A 15916-nucleotide genomic window follows, 5' to 3' on the forward strand; every position below is an offset into this window, starting at 1 on the left:
GGTCACGCGGTTGCAAGCCACGCGACGCGCCGGCACGCATCGCCGGCCAGGTCGGCCGCGTCGAACGGAAACTCGATGCCGCGCGGCGCATGCTGCGGCAGCGCCGCGAGCACGCCGGTCACGAGCGGATCGTTCGGCGCCGGCGCGACGGCGAACCGGCGCGCGCCCTCGCCTTCGGTGGCCTTGCAATGAATGTATTCCACATGCGGCGCGAGCACCTGTGCGCAGTCGAGCGGCGCTTCGCCGCGCCACTGCCAGTTGCCGATGTCGAACGTCATGCCGAGCGCATCGCGCATGCCGGCATCGGCGAGCGCATCGAACAGCCCACGGAACTGCGCGAACGCGCCGCCGACCTCGAGCTGGCCGTTCTCGACCACCACGCGGGCCTGCGCGCCGCGCGACAGCGCGACGATTTCGGCCGCGTGCGCGTCGCCGGCGAAGCCCCCGAGCTGGAATTTCACGAAGCGTGCGCCGAGCGCATCGGCTTGCGCGAGCCCGTCGCGCAATGCGTCGGCATCGAGCGCGCCCGTTTCCGTATACAGCGAGTCCGGCGTCGAATAGACCGACCACAGCCCGTGGCCGGCGATCTGCGCGCCGAGCGCGGCCAGCGCGCCAGGCGCCGTGTCGTCGTCCGACGCGAACAGTTCGCGCCGTACCTCGAAACCGGTCGCGCCGGATGCCGCCACGGTCGCGATGAATGCACTGTGGCCCTCCTGGCGCACCCGGTCCATCCCGAATGCGCTCGCCACGATCACGATGTCTGCCATGTTGCCCTTTTTCACCGGAATGGAACCGGTTCCATTTGCTTGAGACGGATGGTGCGCTTCGCCTCGGACGCACGCCATAGAGGAAATCCCTAACGCTCCGTTATCGCACGAATGCGCGCCGCGCCCGCGTGCAACGCATGTTCCCGGCGCGACTTCGGTCGACTACGCGAGGCGCTGCGCGAGACTCATTTCGAGGAATTGCGCGGCGAGCCGCGACGGCGCGCCGCCATGCGGGACGAGAATGGAGAAATGCCGCGTGAGCGGTGCGGGCGCCAGCGAGCGCAGCACGAGCGCCGCATCGTCGTGACGCAGCGACATCGCGGACACGAACCCGACGCCCATCCCCGCGCGCACGGCCTCCTTCACGGCCTCGACCCCGGCGATCTCGAACGCGACGCGCATCGGCGCGCCGCCATGTGCGAACGCGCGCTCGACGAGCTGCCGTACGGCGGAGCCCGCCTCGCGCAGCACGAGCGGATGCGCGGCGAGCGCGTCGAGCGTCACGCCCGCGTCGTAGCCGGGCGCCGCGAGCGGATGGCCGGCCGGCACGATCGCGACGATCTCGTCCTCGTGCCACGCGTGCACGGCCGTACCGGGCGGCAGCGCCTCGCCGGGCGGCCCTTCGATCAGCGCGAGGTCGAGCGACGGCAGCGCCGCGACCACGTCGGCCGTGTTGCCGCTCATCGTCTGGATCGCCACGCGCGGCGCGCGCGGCTGGAACGCCGCGATCAGGTACGGCAGCAGGTAGCTCGCGGGCGTCGTGCTCGCGCCGATGCGCAGCGTGCCGGCTTCCAACCCGCGCACCGCGTCGCGAAACGCACGCGCCTGCGCGAACGTGTCGCGCTGCGCGTTCGCGTACTGCGCGAGCTGTTCGCCGACCGGCGTCAGGCGGATGCCGCGGCCGTCGCGCTGGTACAGCGGCTCGCCGAACTCGTCCTGCAGCAGCCGCAACTGGCCCGATACGGCCGGCTGCGACAGATGCAGCGCCACGGCGGCGCGGCTGATGTTCAGATGCTCGGCGACGGCGGCGAACGTTATCAGTTGATCCGGGGTCATGGGGACGAATTATCGGCTTTCCGGATAGTTTACGTCACAAATCACAATTTTTCATATCGATATAACGAAATTAGGATTACACCATCGCCACACGCTCCATCACGGTGCTTCCATGTCCACTGCTCCGACTCCCTCTCTCAGCCACGCCGCGCCGTCGATGCGCGGCCAGTTGAACGGCGTGCTGTTCGTCGCGCTGTTCGCCGCCGCCGTCACGAGCCTGTCCGAGCTTCCCGCGATCGCGGGGCTCGGCCTGTCGCCGCTGATCGTCGGCATCGTCGCCGGCGCGTTGTACGGCAACGCGCTGCGCGACGGCATGCCGGCCAGCTGGGCGGCCGGCGTCAATTTCTCCGCCCGCAAGCTGCTGCGCATCGCGGTCGCGTTCTTCGGCTTGCGCGTGAGCCTGCAGGAAATCGCGCAGGTCGGGTTGCCGGGCCTCGCGGTATCGGTGCTGGTCGTCGTCAGCACGCTCGCGATCGGCACCTGGGTCGGCATGAAGCTGATGAAGCTCGACCGCGACGCCGCGCTGCTGACCGCCGCCGGCAGCGCGATCTGCGGCGCGGCCGCCGTGCTCGCGTTCGAATCGACGCTGCAGTCGAAACCGCACCAGAGCGCGATGGCCGTGGGCAGCGTCGTGCTGTTCGGCACGCTGTCGATGTTCCTGTATCCGCTCGCCTATCACGCCGGGCTGCTGAACCTCGATCCGGCCGGCCTCGGTCTGTTCTTCGGCGGCACGATCCACGAAGTCGCCCAGGTGGTCGGCGCGGCGAGCGACATCAGCCCGCAGGTCGCGCACGTCGCGACGATCGTGAAGATGACGCGCGTGATGCTGCTGGTGCCGGTGCTGCTGGCCCTCGGCTGGTGGCTCGCCCGTTCGGCGCGCTCGGCGCACGACGCGGCCGGCGGCACGCACGGCAAGCGCAAGGTGGCGGTGCCGTGGTTCGCGCTCGGTTTCCTCGGCTTCGTGATCGTCAATTCGCTGAACGTGCTGCCCGCGGACGTCACGCATACGCTGAACGTGCTCGACACCTTCGCGTTGACGATGGCCATGACCGCACTCGGCATCGAGACGCGCGTCGCGCAGATCCGCGCGGCCGGCCCGCGCGCGCTGATGACCGGCCTGATCCTGTACGTGTGGCTGATCGCCGGCGGCTACGCGATCACCTGGGCCGTGCAGCACTGGCTTGGCTGAGCCGCACGTCCGCGACGGCTCGCGCGCCGCGCCCTACGGGAAGCCCGACGGGGAAGTCCCGCGGGCGCGGCGCAGTGCTATGCTTCGCGTCGTTTTCCATCGCCCCCTTTCAGCCGTGCTCTCGTTCCTGCTGAAGCTGCGCACTCGCGCGCGAACGCTGCTCCGCCTGTCGGACGCCCATACGATGCTGATCTGGTCGGCCATCGTCGGCGTCGGCGGCGCCTTTGCCACGATGGCGTTCCGCGAAGGCATCGACCTGATGCAGCGCCTGATCTCGGGGCACAGCGGCAGCTTCGTGCAGATGGCGAAGAGCCTGCCGTGGTACGTGCGATTCTGGATGCCGGCCGCGGGCGGCTTCCTCGCCGGCTGCGTGCTGCTGCTCGCGACGCGCGGCGACAAGGCGGCCGCCAAGACCGACTACATGGAATCGGTCGCGCTCGGCAACGGCGTCGTGCCGGTGCGGCAGAGCCTGTGGCGCAGCGTGTCGTCGCTGCTGACGATCGGCAGCGGCGGCTCGATCGGCCGCGAAGGCCCGATGGTGCAGCTCGCGGCGCTCGCCGCGTCGCTCGTCGGCCGCTTCGCGCACTTCGACCCGCCGCGCCTGCGTCTGCTGGTCGCGTGCGGGGCCGCGGCCGGCATTACGTCCGCGTACAACGCGCCGATCGCCGGCGCGTTCTTCGTGTCGGAGATCGTGCTCGGCACGATCGCGATGGAGAGCTTCGGGCCGATGGTCGTCGCGTCGGTCGTCGCGAACATCGTGATGCGCGAATTCGCCGGCTACCGGCCGCCGTACGAGATGCCGGTGTTTCCGGCCGTGACGGGCGCCGAGGTGCTGCCGTTCGTCGTGCTCGGCGCGCTGTGCGGCGTGCTCGCGCCGCAGTTCCTGCATCTGCTCGACGCGTCGAAGACGCAGTTCAAGCGACTGCCGGTGCCGCTGCCCGTGCGGCTCGCGCTCGGCGGCCTCGTGGTCGGCGTGATCTCGGTGTGGATTCCGGACGTGTGGGGCAACGGCTACAGCGTCGTGAACCACATCCTCCATTCGCCGTGGACCTGGCAGGCGCTCGTCGCGGTCCTCGTGTTCAAGGTGATCGCGACCGCCGCGACGGCCGGCTCGGGCGCGATCGGCGGCGTGTTCACGCCGACGCTGTTCGTCGGCGCGGTGTTCGGCTCGCTGTTCGGGCTCGCGATGGACGCGCTGTGGCCGGGCCATACGTCCGCGTATTTCGCGTACGCGATCGTCGGGATGGGCGCGTTCATGGCGGGCGCCACGCAGGCGCCGCTGATGGCGATCCTGATGATCTTCGAAATGACGCTGAGTTATCAGGTCGTGCTGCCGCTGCTGGTGTCGTGCGTGTTCGCGTATTTCGTCGCGCGCGCGACGGGCACGACGTCGATGTACGACATCACGCAGCACCACTACCAGGACGCGCAGGAGCGGCAGCGGCTGCGCACCACGCAGATGCGCGAGCTGATCCAGCCCGCGCAGACCGTCGTGCCGCTCACCGCCAGCGTCGCCGACATGACGCGCGTGTTTCTCGAATATCCGGTGAAATATCTGTACGTGACCGACGACGCCGGGCGCTTTCGCGGCGCGGTCGCGCTGAAGGACATCACGTCCGATTTGCTCGACAAGCGCGACACGACCGACAAGACAGCCGCGCACTACGCGCATACGCCGTTTCCGCTGCTCACGCCCGACATGCCGCTCGCGACCGCGCTCGAGCGCTTCATGGCGTTCCAGGGCGAGCGGCTGCCGGTGATCGAGAGCGAAGCCGAGCCGACGCTCGCGGGCGTCGTCTACAAGACGTCGCTGCTCGACGCGTACCGGCGGATGACCGGCGAGCGCTGACGCGCACCGCCCGCGCCGCCTGCCGTGTTCAGTCCGGCGCGCGCCCCAGCACGACCCGCGCGAAGAACCCCGCGAGCACCGATTCGGCCACGTCGACCGATACGTGCTGCGGATCGGCCGTGTAGTACGACTGCACGCCGTCGCACAGGCACATCAGCCCGAACGCGAGCGTGTCGGCCGGCAGCAGCAGCGGCGTGCCCGAACGCTCGGCGAAGCGCTCGATGAATTCGGCCATCTGCACGCGCTTGCCGTGCAGGAACTGGTTGAAGCGCACGCGGAACTTCGCGTCGCGCGCCGCCTGCAGCTTCGCCTCGCCCCACAGCAGCGAGTATTCGTCGTCGCGAAACAGCGTCCGGTAATACGCGAGCGCCATCGATTCCATCTGCTCGCGCGTGCCGCCCCCTTCGAAAATCGCCTCGAAGTCGGCCCGCACCTCCTCGTGATTGCGCTCCAGCAGTTCCAGCAGCAGGTCGGACTTGCTGCGGAAATTCGAGTAGAACGCGCCGCGCGTATAGCCGGCCGCCGCTGCGATGTCCTCGACGCTCGCGGCCACATAGCCTTTCTTCAGAAAAATGCGATGCGCGGCTTTCAGCAGACGCTCGCGCGTCTGGTCCCTGCTCTGCTCGCGAGTTAAGCGCTGTGGTTTCATGCCGCGCAGTCTAGCATCTCTTCCCTTTCGGATTCATCTTTGCATTCAGATACAGGTGTGTATTAGAATCCGCCACAGTTTCCGAAGATGTCGTTCGTCTGTCCGTGTGCGCCGCTGCCGGCGCCACTTGGGGCAAGCGCCCGCCGCGCTTGCCGGCCTCGTTCCGCTCCACCTCACCTGGGGGTTTCGTGAATCGCTCCGGTTCCCGCGCCGCGCTGCTGATCGGCGCCGCGCTCGTCCTTGCCGCCTGTCATCCGAAAGAATCCGCGCCGCCCGCCCCGCGCCCCGTCGTCGCGCTGCCCGCGCGGGCCGACACCGTCGCGGCCGCACGCACGCTGCCCGGCGACATCCAGCCGCGCTATGCGACCCCGCTGTCGTTCCGCATCGCCGGCAAGATCATCGAGCGCCGGGTGCGGCTCGGCGATACGGTGAAGGTCGGCCAGGTCGTCGCGCTGCTCGATCCGTCCGACGTCGAGAAGAACGCGGCGAGCGCGCAGGCGCAATTCGATGCCGCGTCGCACAGCCTCGCGTTCGCGAAACAGCAGCTCGACCGCGATCGCGCGCAGGCCCGCGAAAACCTGATCGCGACCGCGCAGCTCGAGCAGACGCAGAACAGCTACACGTCGGCGCTCGCGCAGCGCGACCAGGCGCAGCAGCAGCTCGCGCTCGCGAAGAACCAGCTCCGCTACGCGACGCTCGTCGCCGACCATGCGGGCACCATCACCGCCGAACAGGCCGACACCGGCCAGAACGTGTCGGCCGGCCAGCCGGTCTACCAGCTCGCGTGGTCGGGCGACGTCGACGTCGTCAGCGACGTGCCCGAGGCCGCGCTCGCGTCGCTCGCGCCCGGTCATGCCGCCACCGTCACGCTGCCGTCGCTGCCGGGCCGCCAGTTCGCCGCGAAGGTGCGCGAAATCGCGCCGGCCGCCGATCCGCAAAGCCGCACCTACCGCGTGAAGCTCACGCTGGGCGCGCCCGATCCGGCGATCCGGCTCGGGATGACCGCGGACGTCGCGTTCGACGGCGCGCCGGCCGCGGGCGATACGCAGCCGATCACGCTGCCCGCGACCGCGCTGTTCCACGACGGCGCGCAACCGGCCGTGTGGGTCGTGCGCACGAAGGACGACACGCTCGAACTGCGCCGCGTCGACGTCGCGCGCTTCAACGAGCGCACGGTCACCGTGTCGCACGGGCTGCAGCCGGGCGAGCGCGTCGTGCTGCAGGGCGTGCATACGGTCAGCGCGGGCGAGAAGGTGCGCGCGATCGCGCCGCTGCATCCGGAGGACTTCGCATCGTGAGCGTCTCCCACGAAGAAGGCCGCTTCAACTTGTCCGCATGGGCGCTGCGCCACCAGGCGCTGGTCGTCTACCTGATCGCGCTCGCGACGCTCGCGGGCATCCTCGCTTACACGCGGCTCGCGCAATCCGAAGACCCGCCGTTCACGTTCCGCGTGATGGTGATCCGCACCTTCTGGCCGGGCGCGAGCGCGCGGCAGGTGCAGGAACAGGTGACCGACCGGATCGGCCGCAAGCTGCAGGAAACGCCGGCCATCGACTTCCTGCGCAGCTATTCGCGCCCCGGAGAGTCGCTGATCTTCTTCACGATGAAGGATTCGGCGCCCGTGAAGGACGTGCCCGAAACCTGGTACCAGATCCGCAAGAAAGTCGGCGACATCGGCTACACGCTGCCGCCCGGCGTGCAGGGCCCGTTCTTCAACGACGAATTCGGCGACGTCTACACCAACATCTGGACGCTCGAGGGCGACGGCTTCACGCCCGCGCAACTGCACGACTACGCGGACCAGTTGCGCACCGTGCTGCTGCGCGTGCCGGGCGTCGGCAAGGTCGATTATTTCGGCGACCCCGACCAGCGGATCTTCATCGAGGTCAACAACGCGCAGCTCACGCGCCTCGGCATCTCGCCCCAGCAGCTCGGCCAGGCGATCAACGCGCAGAACGACATCTCGTCGACCGGCGTGCTGACGACCGCGGACGATCGCGTGTTCGTGCGGCCGAGCGGCCAGTTCGACAACGTCGACGCGATCGCGAATACGCTGATCCGCATCAACGGCCGCACGTTCCGGCTCGGCGATCTCGCGACTGTGAAACGCGGGTACGACGATCCGCAAGTCACGCAAATGCGTACGGCCGGTCCAGGCACCAACGGCCACGCCGTGCTCGGCATCGGCGTGACGATGCAGCCGGGCGGCGACGTGATCCGGCTCGGCAAGGCGCTCGACGCCGAATCGAAGGATTTGCAGGCGCAACTGCCGGCCGGACTGAAGCTGACCGAGGTGTCGAGCATGCCGCACGCGGTCTCGCATTCGGTCGACGACTTCCTCGAAGCCGTCGCCGAAGCGGTCGCGATCGTGCTGGTCGTGAGCCTCGTGTCGCTCGGGCTGCGCACCGGGATGGTCGTCGTGATCTCGATCCCGGTCGTGCTCGCGGTCACCGCGCTGTTCATGTACCTGTTCGACATCGGGCTGCACAAGGTGTCGCTCGGCACGCTCGTGCTCGCGCTCGGGCTGCTCGTCGACGACGCGATCATCGCGGTCGAGATGATGGCCGTGAAGCTCGAACAGGGCTACACCCGCGCGCGCGCCGCCGCGTTCGCGTACACCAGCACCGCGTTCCCGATGCTGACCGGCACGCTTGTCACGGTGTCGGGCTTCCTGCCGATCGCGCTCGCGAAATCGAGCACCGGCGAATACACGCGCTCGATCTTCGAGGTATCGGCGATCGCGCTGATCGCGTCGTGGTTCGCGGCCGTCGTGCTGATCCCGCTGCTGGGCTTCCACATGCTGCCCGAGCGCAAGCGGCACGCGCACGAGGCGCACCTGCCCGACGATCACGAGCACGACATCTACGATACCCGCTTCTACCGGCGGCTGCGCGGCTGGATCGACTGGTGCATCGAGCGGCGCTTCGTCGTGCTGCTGATCACGGGCGTGCTGTTCGTCGTCGCGATGATGGGCTTCTCGCTCGTGCCGCAGCAGTTCTTCCCGAGCTCCGACCGGCCCGAGCTGCTGGTCGACCTGCGGCTGCCCGAAGGCGCGTCGTTCGCGGCGACGCTGCGCGAGACGGAGCGCCTCGAGAAAGCGATCGACAAGCGGCCCGAGATCGACCATGCGGTGAACTTCGTCGGCAGCGGCGCGCCGCGCTTCTATTTGCCGCTCGACCAGCAGTTGCAACTGCCGAACTTCGCGCAGTTCGTGATCACCGCGAAATCGGTCGAGGATCGCGAGAAGCTCGCGACCTGGCTCGAAACCACGCTGCGCGACACATTTCCTGCCGTGCGCTGGCGCCTGTCGCGGCTCGAGAACGGCCCGCCGGTCGGCTATCCGGTGCAGTTCCGCGTGAGCGGCGACAGCATCGCGACGGTCCGCTCGATCGCCGAGAAGGTCGCGGCGACGATGCGCGGCGATGCGCGCACGGTCAACGTTCAGTTCGACTGGGACGAGCCGGCCGAGCGCTCGGTGCGCTTCGAGCTCGACCAGAAGAAGGCGCGCGAGCTGAACGTCACGTCGCAGGACGTGTCGAGCTTCCTCGCGATGACGCTGTCCGGCACGACCGTCACGCAGTATCGCGAGCGCGACAAGCTGATCGCCGTCGACCTGCGCGCGCCGCGCGCCGACCGCGTCGATCCGGCGAAGCTCGCGGGCCTCGCGCTGCCGACGCCGAACGGCCCCGTGCCGCTCGGCTCGCTCGGCCGCTTCACGCCGACGCTCGAATACGGCGTCGTGTGGGAGCGCGACCGTCAGCCGACCATCACCGTGCAGTCGGACGTGCGCGCCGGCGCCCAGGGCATCGACGTCACGCATGCGGTCGACGCGAAGCTGAACCCGCTGCGCGCGCAACTGCCGGTCGGCTATCAGATCAACATCGGCGGCTCGGTCGAGGAAAGCGCGAAGGCGCAGGCGTCGATCAACGCGCAGATGCCGCTGATGGCGATCGCCGTGTTCACGCTGCTGATGATCCAGTTGCAGAGCTTCTCGCGCGTGCTGATGGTCGTGCTGACCGCGCCGCTCGGGCTGATCGGCGTGGCCGCGACGCTGCTGCTGTTCGGCCAGCCGTTCGGCTTCGTCGCGATGCTCGGCGTGATCGCGATGTTCGGGATCATCATGCGCAACTCGGTGATCCTGGTCGACCAGATCGAGCAGGACATCGCGGCCGGCCACGGCCGCGTCGACGCGATCATCGGCGCGACCGTGCGGCGCTTCCGCCCGATCACGCTGACGGCCGCGGCCGCGGTGCTCGCGCTGATCCCGCTGCTGCGCTCGAACTTCTTCGGGCCGATGGCAACCGCGCTGATGGGCGGCATCACGAGCGCGACCGTGCTGACGCTGTTCTACCTGCCTGCGCTGTACGCGACGTGGTTCCGCGTGAAGCGCGACGAACGCGACCCGCAGGACGGCCCGCCGCCAGACGGCACGCCTGCCGCGCCGTCGGGAGCCTGACCATGGATCGATCGATGACCCTGAAAAAGAAAGCCGTGCGGGTGCTCGCCGCGGCGAGCGTCGCCGGCCCGCTCGCGGGCTGCGCGTGGTTCGCGCCGAGCGGCGAGCCGCCCGCGATGCCGTCGCCCGCGCACTACGGCGCCGCGCCGCAAGTCCAGCAGACGGTGTCCGCACAAGGCGTCGCGCAACAGTTCGAGGTCGGCGCGCAGCCGGTGCCGGACTGGTGGAAACAGTACCGTTCCGATGCGCTGAACGCGCTCGTCGACGAAGGGCTGCGCAACAGCCCGACGCTGAGCGCGGCGTCGCATTCGCTGAATGCGGCGCGCGAGCAGTTGCGCGGACAGATCGGCAGCTCGATGCTGCCGTCGATCGACGCGGTCGGCCAGGCCACGCGCCAGCGCGCGCTCGGCGTGCCGATTCCCGCGCTCGGCGCACCGACGCTGCTGTACGACACGTTCGTCGGGCAACTGCAGGCGAGCTACACGGTCGACCTGTTCGGCGTGTCGCGCTTCGCGAACCGCGCGCTCGCGAAACGCGTCGACGTCAGCGCGTTCCAGCTCGAATCCGCGCGGCGCGCGCTGGCCGCGAACATCGTGACCGCGTCGATCACCGTATCGGTGCTCAATGCGCAGATCGACACGACCGAGCGACTCGTCGCGCTCGCGAACGACCAGGCGCACGACGCCGAGCGCCGCCATGCGCTCGGTTCGGCCTCGCGCAGCGACGCGCTGAACGCCCGGCAAAGCGCCGACACGTTCGCGGCAAGCCTGCCCGCGCTGCGCCAGCAGCGCGACTCGGCGCGCCACGCGCTCGCCGTGCTGGTCGGCCGTACGCCCGACCGGCCGCCGGCCGATCTCGCGCTCGCCGATCTGCATCTGCCCGAGCAGGTGCCCGTCGTCGTGCCGTCGGACCTGCTGCAAAGCCGCCCGGACATCCAGGCCGCCGACGCGGGGCTGAAGGCCGCCGCCGCCGAAGTGGGCCTCGCGACCGCGCAAATGTTTCCGCAACTGTCGCTGTCGGCGGCGATGGGCAAAGGTGGCTTCAGCTGGCCGGCGATGCTGTCGGGCGCCGGCGCGATCTGGAACGTCGGCGCGTCGCTGAGCCAGCCGATCTTCCACGGCGGCGCGCTGCTCGCGCAGCGCCGCGCGGCGAAGGCAACCTACGAGGCCGCGGTCGACCAGTACAAGCAGGCGGTGCTCGGCGCGTTCCAGAACGTCGCCGATTCGCTCGCGGCGCTCGAGCACGACGCCGAGGCGCTCGATGCGACGTCGCGCGCCGCGCTGTCCGCGCGTGGCGCGTACGACGACGCGGCCGCCCGCGTGCGGCTCGGCGCGCTGCCGCCGTCGGCCGCGCGCGCGAGCGAGTTGCAGTACCGCAATGCGCGGCTCGACGAGATTCGCGCGACCGGCGCACGGTTCGCGGATACCGCGCGGCTTTACCAGGCGATGGGCACGCCGCCGGCCGACAACGGCGACACGTCCGGTAAAAGCGGCCACGCCGCCGGCGACGGCACGACCGGCACGCAAGCACGCGCCGCCGCGCCCGACCCCGCTCCTTCGGCGCAATAACCGCCATACCCCCCTCCGATCGAACGTGCGTGCGGCGCCCCGCCACGCGCGTTCGATCGCCGATCTTCCGCTTGACCCTCACGTAGCGTAACGTTCGAGACTCCAGTGTGCGCACCGAACGGAGGAACGAATGCGGCTGAAAGTGGGAGACCTGGCGAAACGCAGCGGGTTGACCGTCCGCACGCTTCATCACTATCACGCAATCGGTCTGCTGAAGCCTTCGGCGCGCGCCGACAACGGCTACCGGCTGTACGACCGCGACGACGTCGCCCGGCTCCACCAGATCCAGGCCCTGCGTCGCTTCGGACTGTCGCTCGCCGAAATCGGCGATTACCTGAACCGGCCCGGCACGCCGCTCGTCGATCTCGTCGCGAAGCAGATCGCGTCGCTCGACCGCCAGCTCGCGCAAACCGCGCAGTTGCGCGAGCGGCTCGCGAGCCTGCATGCGCAGCTCGCGGCGGGCACCGAGCCGGAACTGGCCGATTGGCTCACCACACTGGAGTTGATGACCGTGTACGACAAATATTTCTCCGAGGAAGAACTCGCGCGCCTGCCGATGTACCAGAAGAGCCAGGCCGGCGACGCGGAATGGATCGCGCTCGTCGACGAGGTCCGTACGCTGCACGAGGCGGGTGTGCCCGCCGAGGACGAGCGCGTACGTGCGCTTGCCGCGCGCTGGATGGCGCTGCTGGTACGCGACACGAACAACGATCCGCGGCTGCTTGCGAAGCTGAATCTGATGCATGAGCAGGAGCCGTCGATGCAGTCGAAGATCGGCATCTCGACGGCGTTGCGCGACTATGTGCTCCGGGCCTCGTCGGAGACGAAGATGCGGCTCTTCGAGAAGTACCTCACGCCGGACGAGAGCCGCTTCATGCGCGCGCACTACCGTCAACGGGCGATGGAATGGCCGCAACTGATGGCCGACGTGCGCGACGCGATCGATGCGGGCACGCGGCCCGATTCGCCGCAAGGCCGCGCGCTCGCGCAGCGCTGGCTCGAGCTGTTCTGCAGCTACGCGGGCCACGATCCGGCCACGCACGCGAAATTCCGTCACGCGCTGATGAACGAGCCGGCGCTGACTAAGGATTCGTGGACCGACGACACGCTGCTCGGTTTCATGCGCGAGGCGATGGCGCAGCTGGCGCCGGCGCGCTGATCGCGTGATTCGCGGGCGGCAAGCGGAGTTCCCGTGTGCCGCCCGTTTCACCATTGGCAGCCGGTATCTCACGCCCGACGGCCAAGCACCCGCCTAGTCGTTGCGCATGCTGATCCCGCGCCAGCGCTTCATCATGTAACGTAGAAACGCGGGCTGCGCCTTCAGCTCTGCGTTCGGCACGGGCGCCGCGCCCCCGTCGACGAACTTGCCGTTGACCGTGACGATCTCCTCGCCACGAAGCACGTATTTCGTCCCTGCGTCGATCAGGAAGTACTTGACCTGATCGGCGCTCACGTCGCCGCGGCAACCGATCTTGTACGCGAACAGGAACTGCTTGCGGCCGTTGCCGAGCAGGTCGCGCATTTCGATCGACTTCGGCACGACGTCGAGAATCACGTCGACCGGGCATGCCTTCACGTAGTCGCGCACTGCCCAGTCGGGGCGGCCGTCGAGCGTCGCGGACACCTTGAGTTCGACGTCGTCGCCGGACGCGGTTCTGGCGAGCGTCACCGCGTGCGCGCCGGCCGCATCGGTCCACGTGTAATCGGCGGCGTGCGCCGGGCTGGCCAGCGCTGCGACTGTGAGCAACAGACAACTCGAAAGAACATGTCTTTTCATCGGAGATGGAGAGAGAGCCGGAATCGAACGCGCCATTATCGACAAAGCCGCGTGCCGCTGCCAGCGGCACGCACCACGCCCGTTCAGCGCTCGCGCGTGCCGAGCCCGAGCGCCTTCATCCGGCGGTACAGCGTCCGTTCGCTCAATCCGAGCTGCGCGGCGAGCGCCTTGCGCGTGCCGTCGAACGCGCGCGCGATCCGGACGAGCTCCGCATCCGACACGCCGCCCGCATCCGCCGACTGCGCATGCGGCGCCGCCGCGGCCGCGACGAGCTCGGCCGGCAGATGTTCGACGCGGATCGTCCCGTCGTCCGCGAACAGGCACGCGCGTTCGAGCACGTTGCGCAGCTCGCGGATGTTGCCGGGCCACGCATACGCATCGAGGCACGCGCGCGCACGCTCGGTCAGCGTGAACGGTCGCGCATTCGCGTCGCCCGCGTTGCCGCGCGCGTTCGCGATCCGCCGCAGGATCGATTCGGCCAGCAGCGCGACGTCGCCCTGCCGTTCGCGCAGCGCCGGCAGCGGAATCGGAAACGCGTTGATCCGGTAGTAAAGATCCTGCCGGAACCGGCCGTCGTCGATCATCTCGCGCAGCGGCTTGTGCGTGGCCGCGACGAGCCGGAAATCGGCGCGCAGCGCCTCGACGCCGCCCACGCGCCGGAACGTACCCGATTCGATCAGCCGCAGCAGCTTCACCTGCATCGGCAGCGGCACGTCGCCGATCTCGTCGAGAAACAGCGTGCCGCCCTGCGCGGTCTCGACGAGGCCGGGCTTGCGCTGGTTCGCGCCCGTGAACGCGCCTTTCTCGTAGCCGAACAGTTCGCTCTCGAACAGCGTCTCGGCGATCCCCGAGCAATCGACGACGACGAACGGCCCCATCGCGCGATCGCTCGCCTCGTGCAGCGCGCGGGCGAACAGCTCCTTGCCGGTGCCCGATTCGCCGAGCAGCAGTACCGGCAGCGTCGACGGCGCCACGCGCTGCAGCGCGCCGAGCGCCGCGTTGAACGCGTCCGAGCCGCCGACGAGCCCTTCCGCGCTCGGCTGCGCGGACGCGCTGCGCACCGTCGTCAGCCGCTCGACGTACGCGATCACGTTGCCGTCCGCGTCGAAGATCGGCCGCAGCTCGACGTCGACATGCTCGGGGCCGCGCGGCGTGTGATGGATGTGCAGCACGCGGTTGAGCCCGCGCGATTCGAGCGCCTGCTTCATCGGGCAATGCTCGCCGGCCTGGTCGCACGGCACGTTGTAGTGATGCGACACCTGGAAACAGTGCCGGCCCACATGCTCGACGCCGGCCACGCCGAACTGGCGCCGGTACGCATCGTTCGCCGCGAGGATCCGGTAGTCGGGATCGACCACGATCATCGGCTGCGGGTCCTGCTCGAGATACGCGACGAGCGCGCGTACGTCGGGCATCGCGTCGTGACGCGCGGAGGGGACGATCGGAATGGTGTCGTGCGGATTCATGCGGCGGCTCGCTCGGCGAAGGGGCGCCCGGATGGACTGCCAGGCTGACTGCCAATTCTGCCACGACACTGCCAGATGTGGCAGTTCTCGTCCGCCACCGAATGTCGTTGACATCTCCACAGGGCCGCCGACGTCCCGAAAACCCGAGCCGAATCAAGCCCCTGCCACATCGGCCGGTACCGCGCCGCAGGTTGGCATGCTTCTTGAGATAAAGATCGCGATTGCAGATGCAGCACCCGATCGAGGACACCCCGTGAGCAACGCCCCCGCCCTGTCGGTCGAAGGCTTTTTCGACCCGGCGACCCACACCGTCAGCTATCTCCTGCTCGATACCGCGAGCCGCGCATGCGCGCTGATCGACAGCGTGCTCGACTACGACCCGAAATCCGGCCGCACGCGCACCGCCAGCGCCGACCGGCTGATCGCGCGCGTCGCCGAACTCGGCGCGACCGTGCACTGGCTGCTGGAGACGCACGTGCACGCCGACCACCTGTCGGCCGCGCCCTACCTCAAAGCGCAGGTCGGCGGCCAGATTGCGATCGGTTCGCACGTGCGCCGCGTGCAGCACGTGTTCGGCACGCTGTTTAACGCAGGCCCCGGCTTCGCGGAAGACGGCCGCCAGTTCGACCGGCTCGTCGACGACGGCGACACGCTCGCACTCGGCGCGCTGACGATCCGCGCGCTGCACACGCCGGGCCACACGCCCGCGTGCATGACCTACTGCGTGGACGACGCGACGCAGCGCGCGGCGTTCGTCGGCGACACGCTGTTCATGCCCGACTACGGCACGGCCCGCTGTGACTTCCCCGGCGGCGATGCGCGCATGCTGTACCGCTCGATCATGCGCGTGCTCGCGCTGCCGCCCGACACGCGCCTGTACCTGTGCCACGACTACCAGCCGGGCGGCCGCGACGTGCAGTTCGTGACGACCGTCGCCGAGCAGCGCCGCGCGAACGTGCACGTGAGGGATGGCGTGAGCGAGGACGATTTCGTCGCGATGCGCACCGCGCGCGACGCGACGCTCGACATGCCGGTGCTGATGCTGCCGTCGGTGCAGGTCAACATGCGCGCCGGCCACCTGCCCGAACCCGAGAACAACGGCGTGCGCTACCTGAAGATCCCGCTCGACGCGATCTGAG

Annotated in this window: 12 protein-coding genes; 7 read left to right on the forward strand and 5 right to left on the reverse strand. The window is 69.2% G+C overall.

The window, feature by feature from the left end; translation table 11 throughout:
- Positions 1 to 2: 2 nt before the first annotated feature.
- A complete protein-coding gene (locus J8I33_RS09815) occupies positions 3 to 767 on the reverse strand; it encodes a TIM barrel protein (protein ID WP_050015475.1) in 765 nt (254 codons plus the stop codon).
- Between the two features lie 162 nt (positions 768 to 929).
- Positions 930 to 1823 (reverse strand): LysR family transcriptional regulator, encoded by an 894-nt coding sequence (locus tag J8I33_RS09820; protein WP_050015477.1) that lies wholly within the window; start codon positions 1821 to 1823, stop codon positions 930 to 932.
- 112 nt (positions 1824 to 1935) lie between these two features.
- Here J8I33_RS09820 and J8I33_RS09825 point away from each other — a divergent pair, with 112 nt between their 5' ends.
- Together J8I33_RS09825 and J8I33_RS09830 are read left to right on the forward strand one after the other, a co-directional pair.
- Positions 1936 to 3012, forward strand: a complete 1077-nt coding sequence (locus J8I33_RS09825; RefSeq protein ID WP_209928520.1) for a YeiH family protein — start codon at positions 1936 to 1938, stop codon at positions 3010 to 3012.
- 115 nt (positions 3013 to 3127) lie between these two features.
- A complete protein-coding gene (locus J8I33_RS09830; protein ID WP_200891631.1) occupies positions 3128 to 4861 on the forward strand; it encodes a ClcB-like voltage-gated chloride channel protein in 1734 nt (577 codons plus the stop codon).
- A gap of 28 nt (positions 4862 to 4889) precedes the next feature.
- Here the strand turns inward: J8I33_RS09830 and J8I33_RS09835 are convergent, their stop codons facing one another.
- Positions 4890 to 5510: a TetR/AcrR family transcriptional regulator gene (locus tag J8I33_RS09835; RefSeq protein ID WP_050015483.1), complete on the reverse strand. Its 621-nt coding sequence runs from the start codon at positions 5508 to 5510 to the stop codon at positions 4890 to 4892.
- 188 nt (positions 5511 to 5698) lie between these two features.
- Here J8I33_RS09835 and J8I33_RS09840 point away from each other — a divergent pair, with 188 nt between their 5' ends.
- The 4 genes from J8I33_RS09840 (at position 5699) to J8I33_RS09855 (ending at position 12693) form a co-directional block, all read left to right on the forward strand.
- Positions 5699 to 6808, forward strand: a complete 1110-nt coding sequence (locus J8I33_RS09840) for an efflux RND transporter periplasmic adaptor subunit (RefSeq protein WP_050015485.1) — start codon at positions 5699 to 5701, stop codon at positions 6806 to 6808.
- Positions 6805 to 9966 carry an efflux RND transporter permease subunit gene (locus tag J8I33_RS09845; RefSeq protein WP_209935068.1) on the forward strand — a complete coding sequence of 1054 codons (3162 nt, stop codon included), beginning with the start codon at positions 6805 to 6807 and terminating at the stop codon, positions 9964 to 9966. Before J8I33_RS09840 ends, J8I33_RS09845 begins: the two co-directional genes overlap by 4 nt.
- Positions 9967 to 9968: 2 nt before the next feature.
- Positions 9969 to 11534 carry an efflux transporter outer membrane subunit gene (locus tag J8I33_RS09850; RefSeq protein WP_124680931.1) on the forward strand — a complete coding sequence of 522 codons (1566 nt, stop codon included), beginning with the start codon at positions 9969 to 9971 and terminating at the stop codon, positions 11532 to 11534.
- Positions 11535 to 11664: 130 nt separating this feature from the next.
- Complete coding sequence (locus J8I33_RS09855; RefSeq protein ID WP_209935073.1) at positions 11665 to 12693, forward strand: MerR family transcriptional regulator; 1029 nt, start codon at positions 11665 to 11667, stop codon at positions 12691 to 12693.
- A 93-nt stretch (positions 12694 to 12786) separates the two neighbouring features.
- On the opposite strand, the gene J8I33_RS09860 is transcribed toward J8I33_RS09855, so the two are convergent.
- On the reverse strand, positions 12787 to 13311 hold the full coding sequence (locus tag J8I33_RS09860) for a DUF4124 domain-containing protein (protein WP_209935079.1): 525 nt from the start codon (positions 13309 to 13311) through the stop codon (positions 12787 to 12789).
- 83 nt (positions 13312 to 13394) lie between these two features.
- On the reverse strand, positions 13395 to 14777 hold the full coding sequence (locus J8I33_RS09865; protein WP_209935092.1) for a sigma 54-interacting transcriptional regulator: 1383 nt from the start codon (positions 14775 to 14777) through the stop codon (positions 13395 to 13397).
- A 253-nt stretch (positions 14778 to 15030) separates the two neighbouring features.
- Between J8I33_RS09865 and J8I33_RS09870 the strand changes: the two genes are divergently transcribed.
- Entirely contained in the window at positions 15031 to 15915 is an 885-nt protein-coding gene (locus tag J8I33_RS09870; RefSeq protein ID WP_209935099.1) for an MBL fold metallo-hydrolase, read from the forward strand.
- Position 15916 lies beyond the last annotated feature (1 nt).

Source organism: Burkholderia sp. AcTa6-5 (assembly GCF_017815075.1).
In the GTDB taxonomy this organism is placed as follows: Bacteria; Pseudomonadota; Gammaproteobacteria; order Burkholderiales; family Burkholderiaceae; genus Burkholderia; species Burkholderia sola.

Bases quoted from the DNA above. Each gene is read 5' to 3' on its own strand.
- J8I33_RS09815 (WP_050015475.1), bottom strand. From the start codon at position 767: ATGGCAGACATCGTGATCGTGGCGAGCGCATTCGGGATGGACCGGGTG.
- J8I33_RS09825 (WP_209928520.1), top strand. From the start codon at position 1,936: ATGTCCACTGCTCCGACTCCCTCTCTCAGCCACGCCGCGCCGTCGATG.
- J8I33_RS09865 (WP_209935092.1), bottom strand. From the start codon at position 14,777: ATGAATCCGCACGACACCATTCCGATCGTCCCCTCCGCGCGTCACGAC.
- J8I33_RS09855 (WP_209935073.1), top strand. From the start codon at position 11,665: ATGCGGCTGAAAGTGGGAGACCTGGCGAAACGCAGCGGGTTGACCGTC.
- J8I33_RS09860 (WP_209935079.1), bottom strand. From the start codon at position 13,311: ATGAAAAGACATGTTCTTTCGAGTTGTCTGTTGCTCACAGTCGCAGCG.
- J8I33_RS09835 (WP_050015483.1), bottom strand. From the start codon at position 5,510: ATGAAACCACAGCGCTTAACTCGCGAGCAGAGCAGGGACCAGACGCGC.
- J8I33_RS09850 (WP_124680931.1), top strand. From the start codon at position 9,969: ATGGATCGATCGATGACCCTGAAAAAGAAAGCCGTGCGGGTGCTCGCC.
- J8I33_RS09820 (WP_050015477.1), bottom strand. From the start codon at position 1,823: ATGACCCCGGATCAACTGATAACGTTCGCCGCCGTCGCCGAGCATCTG.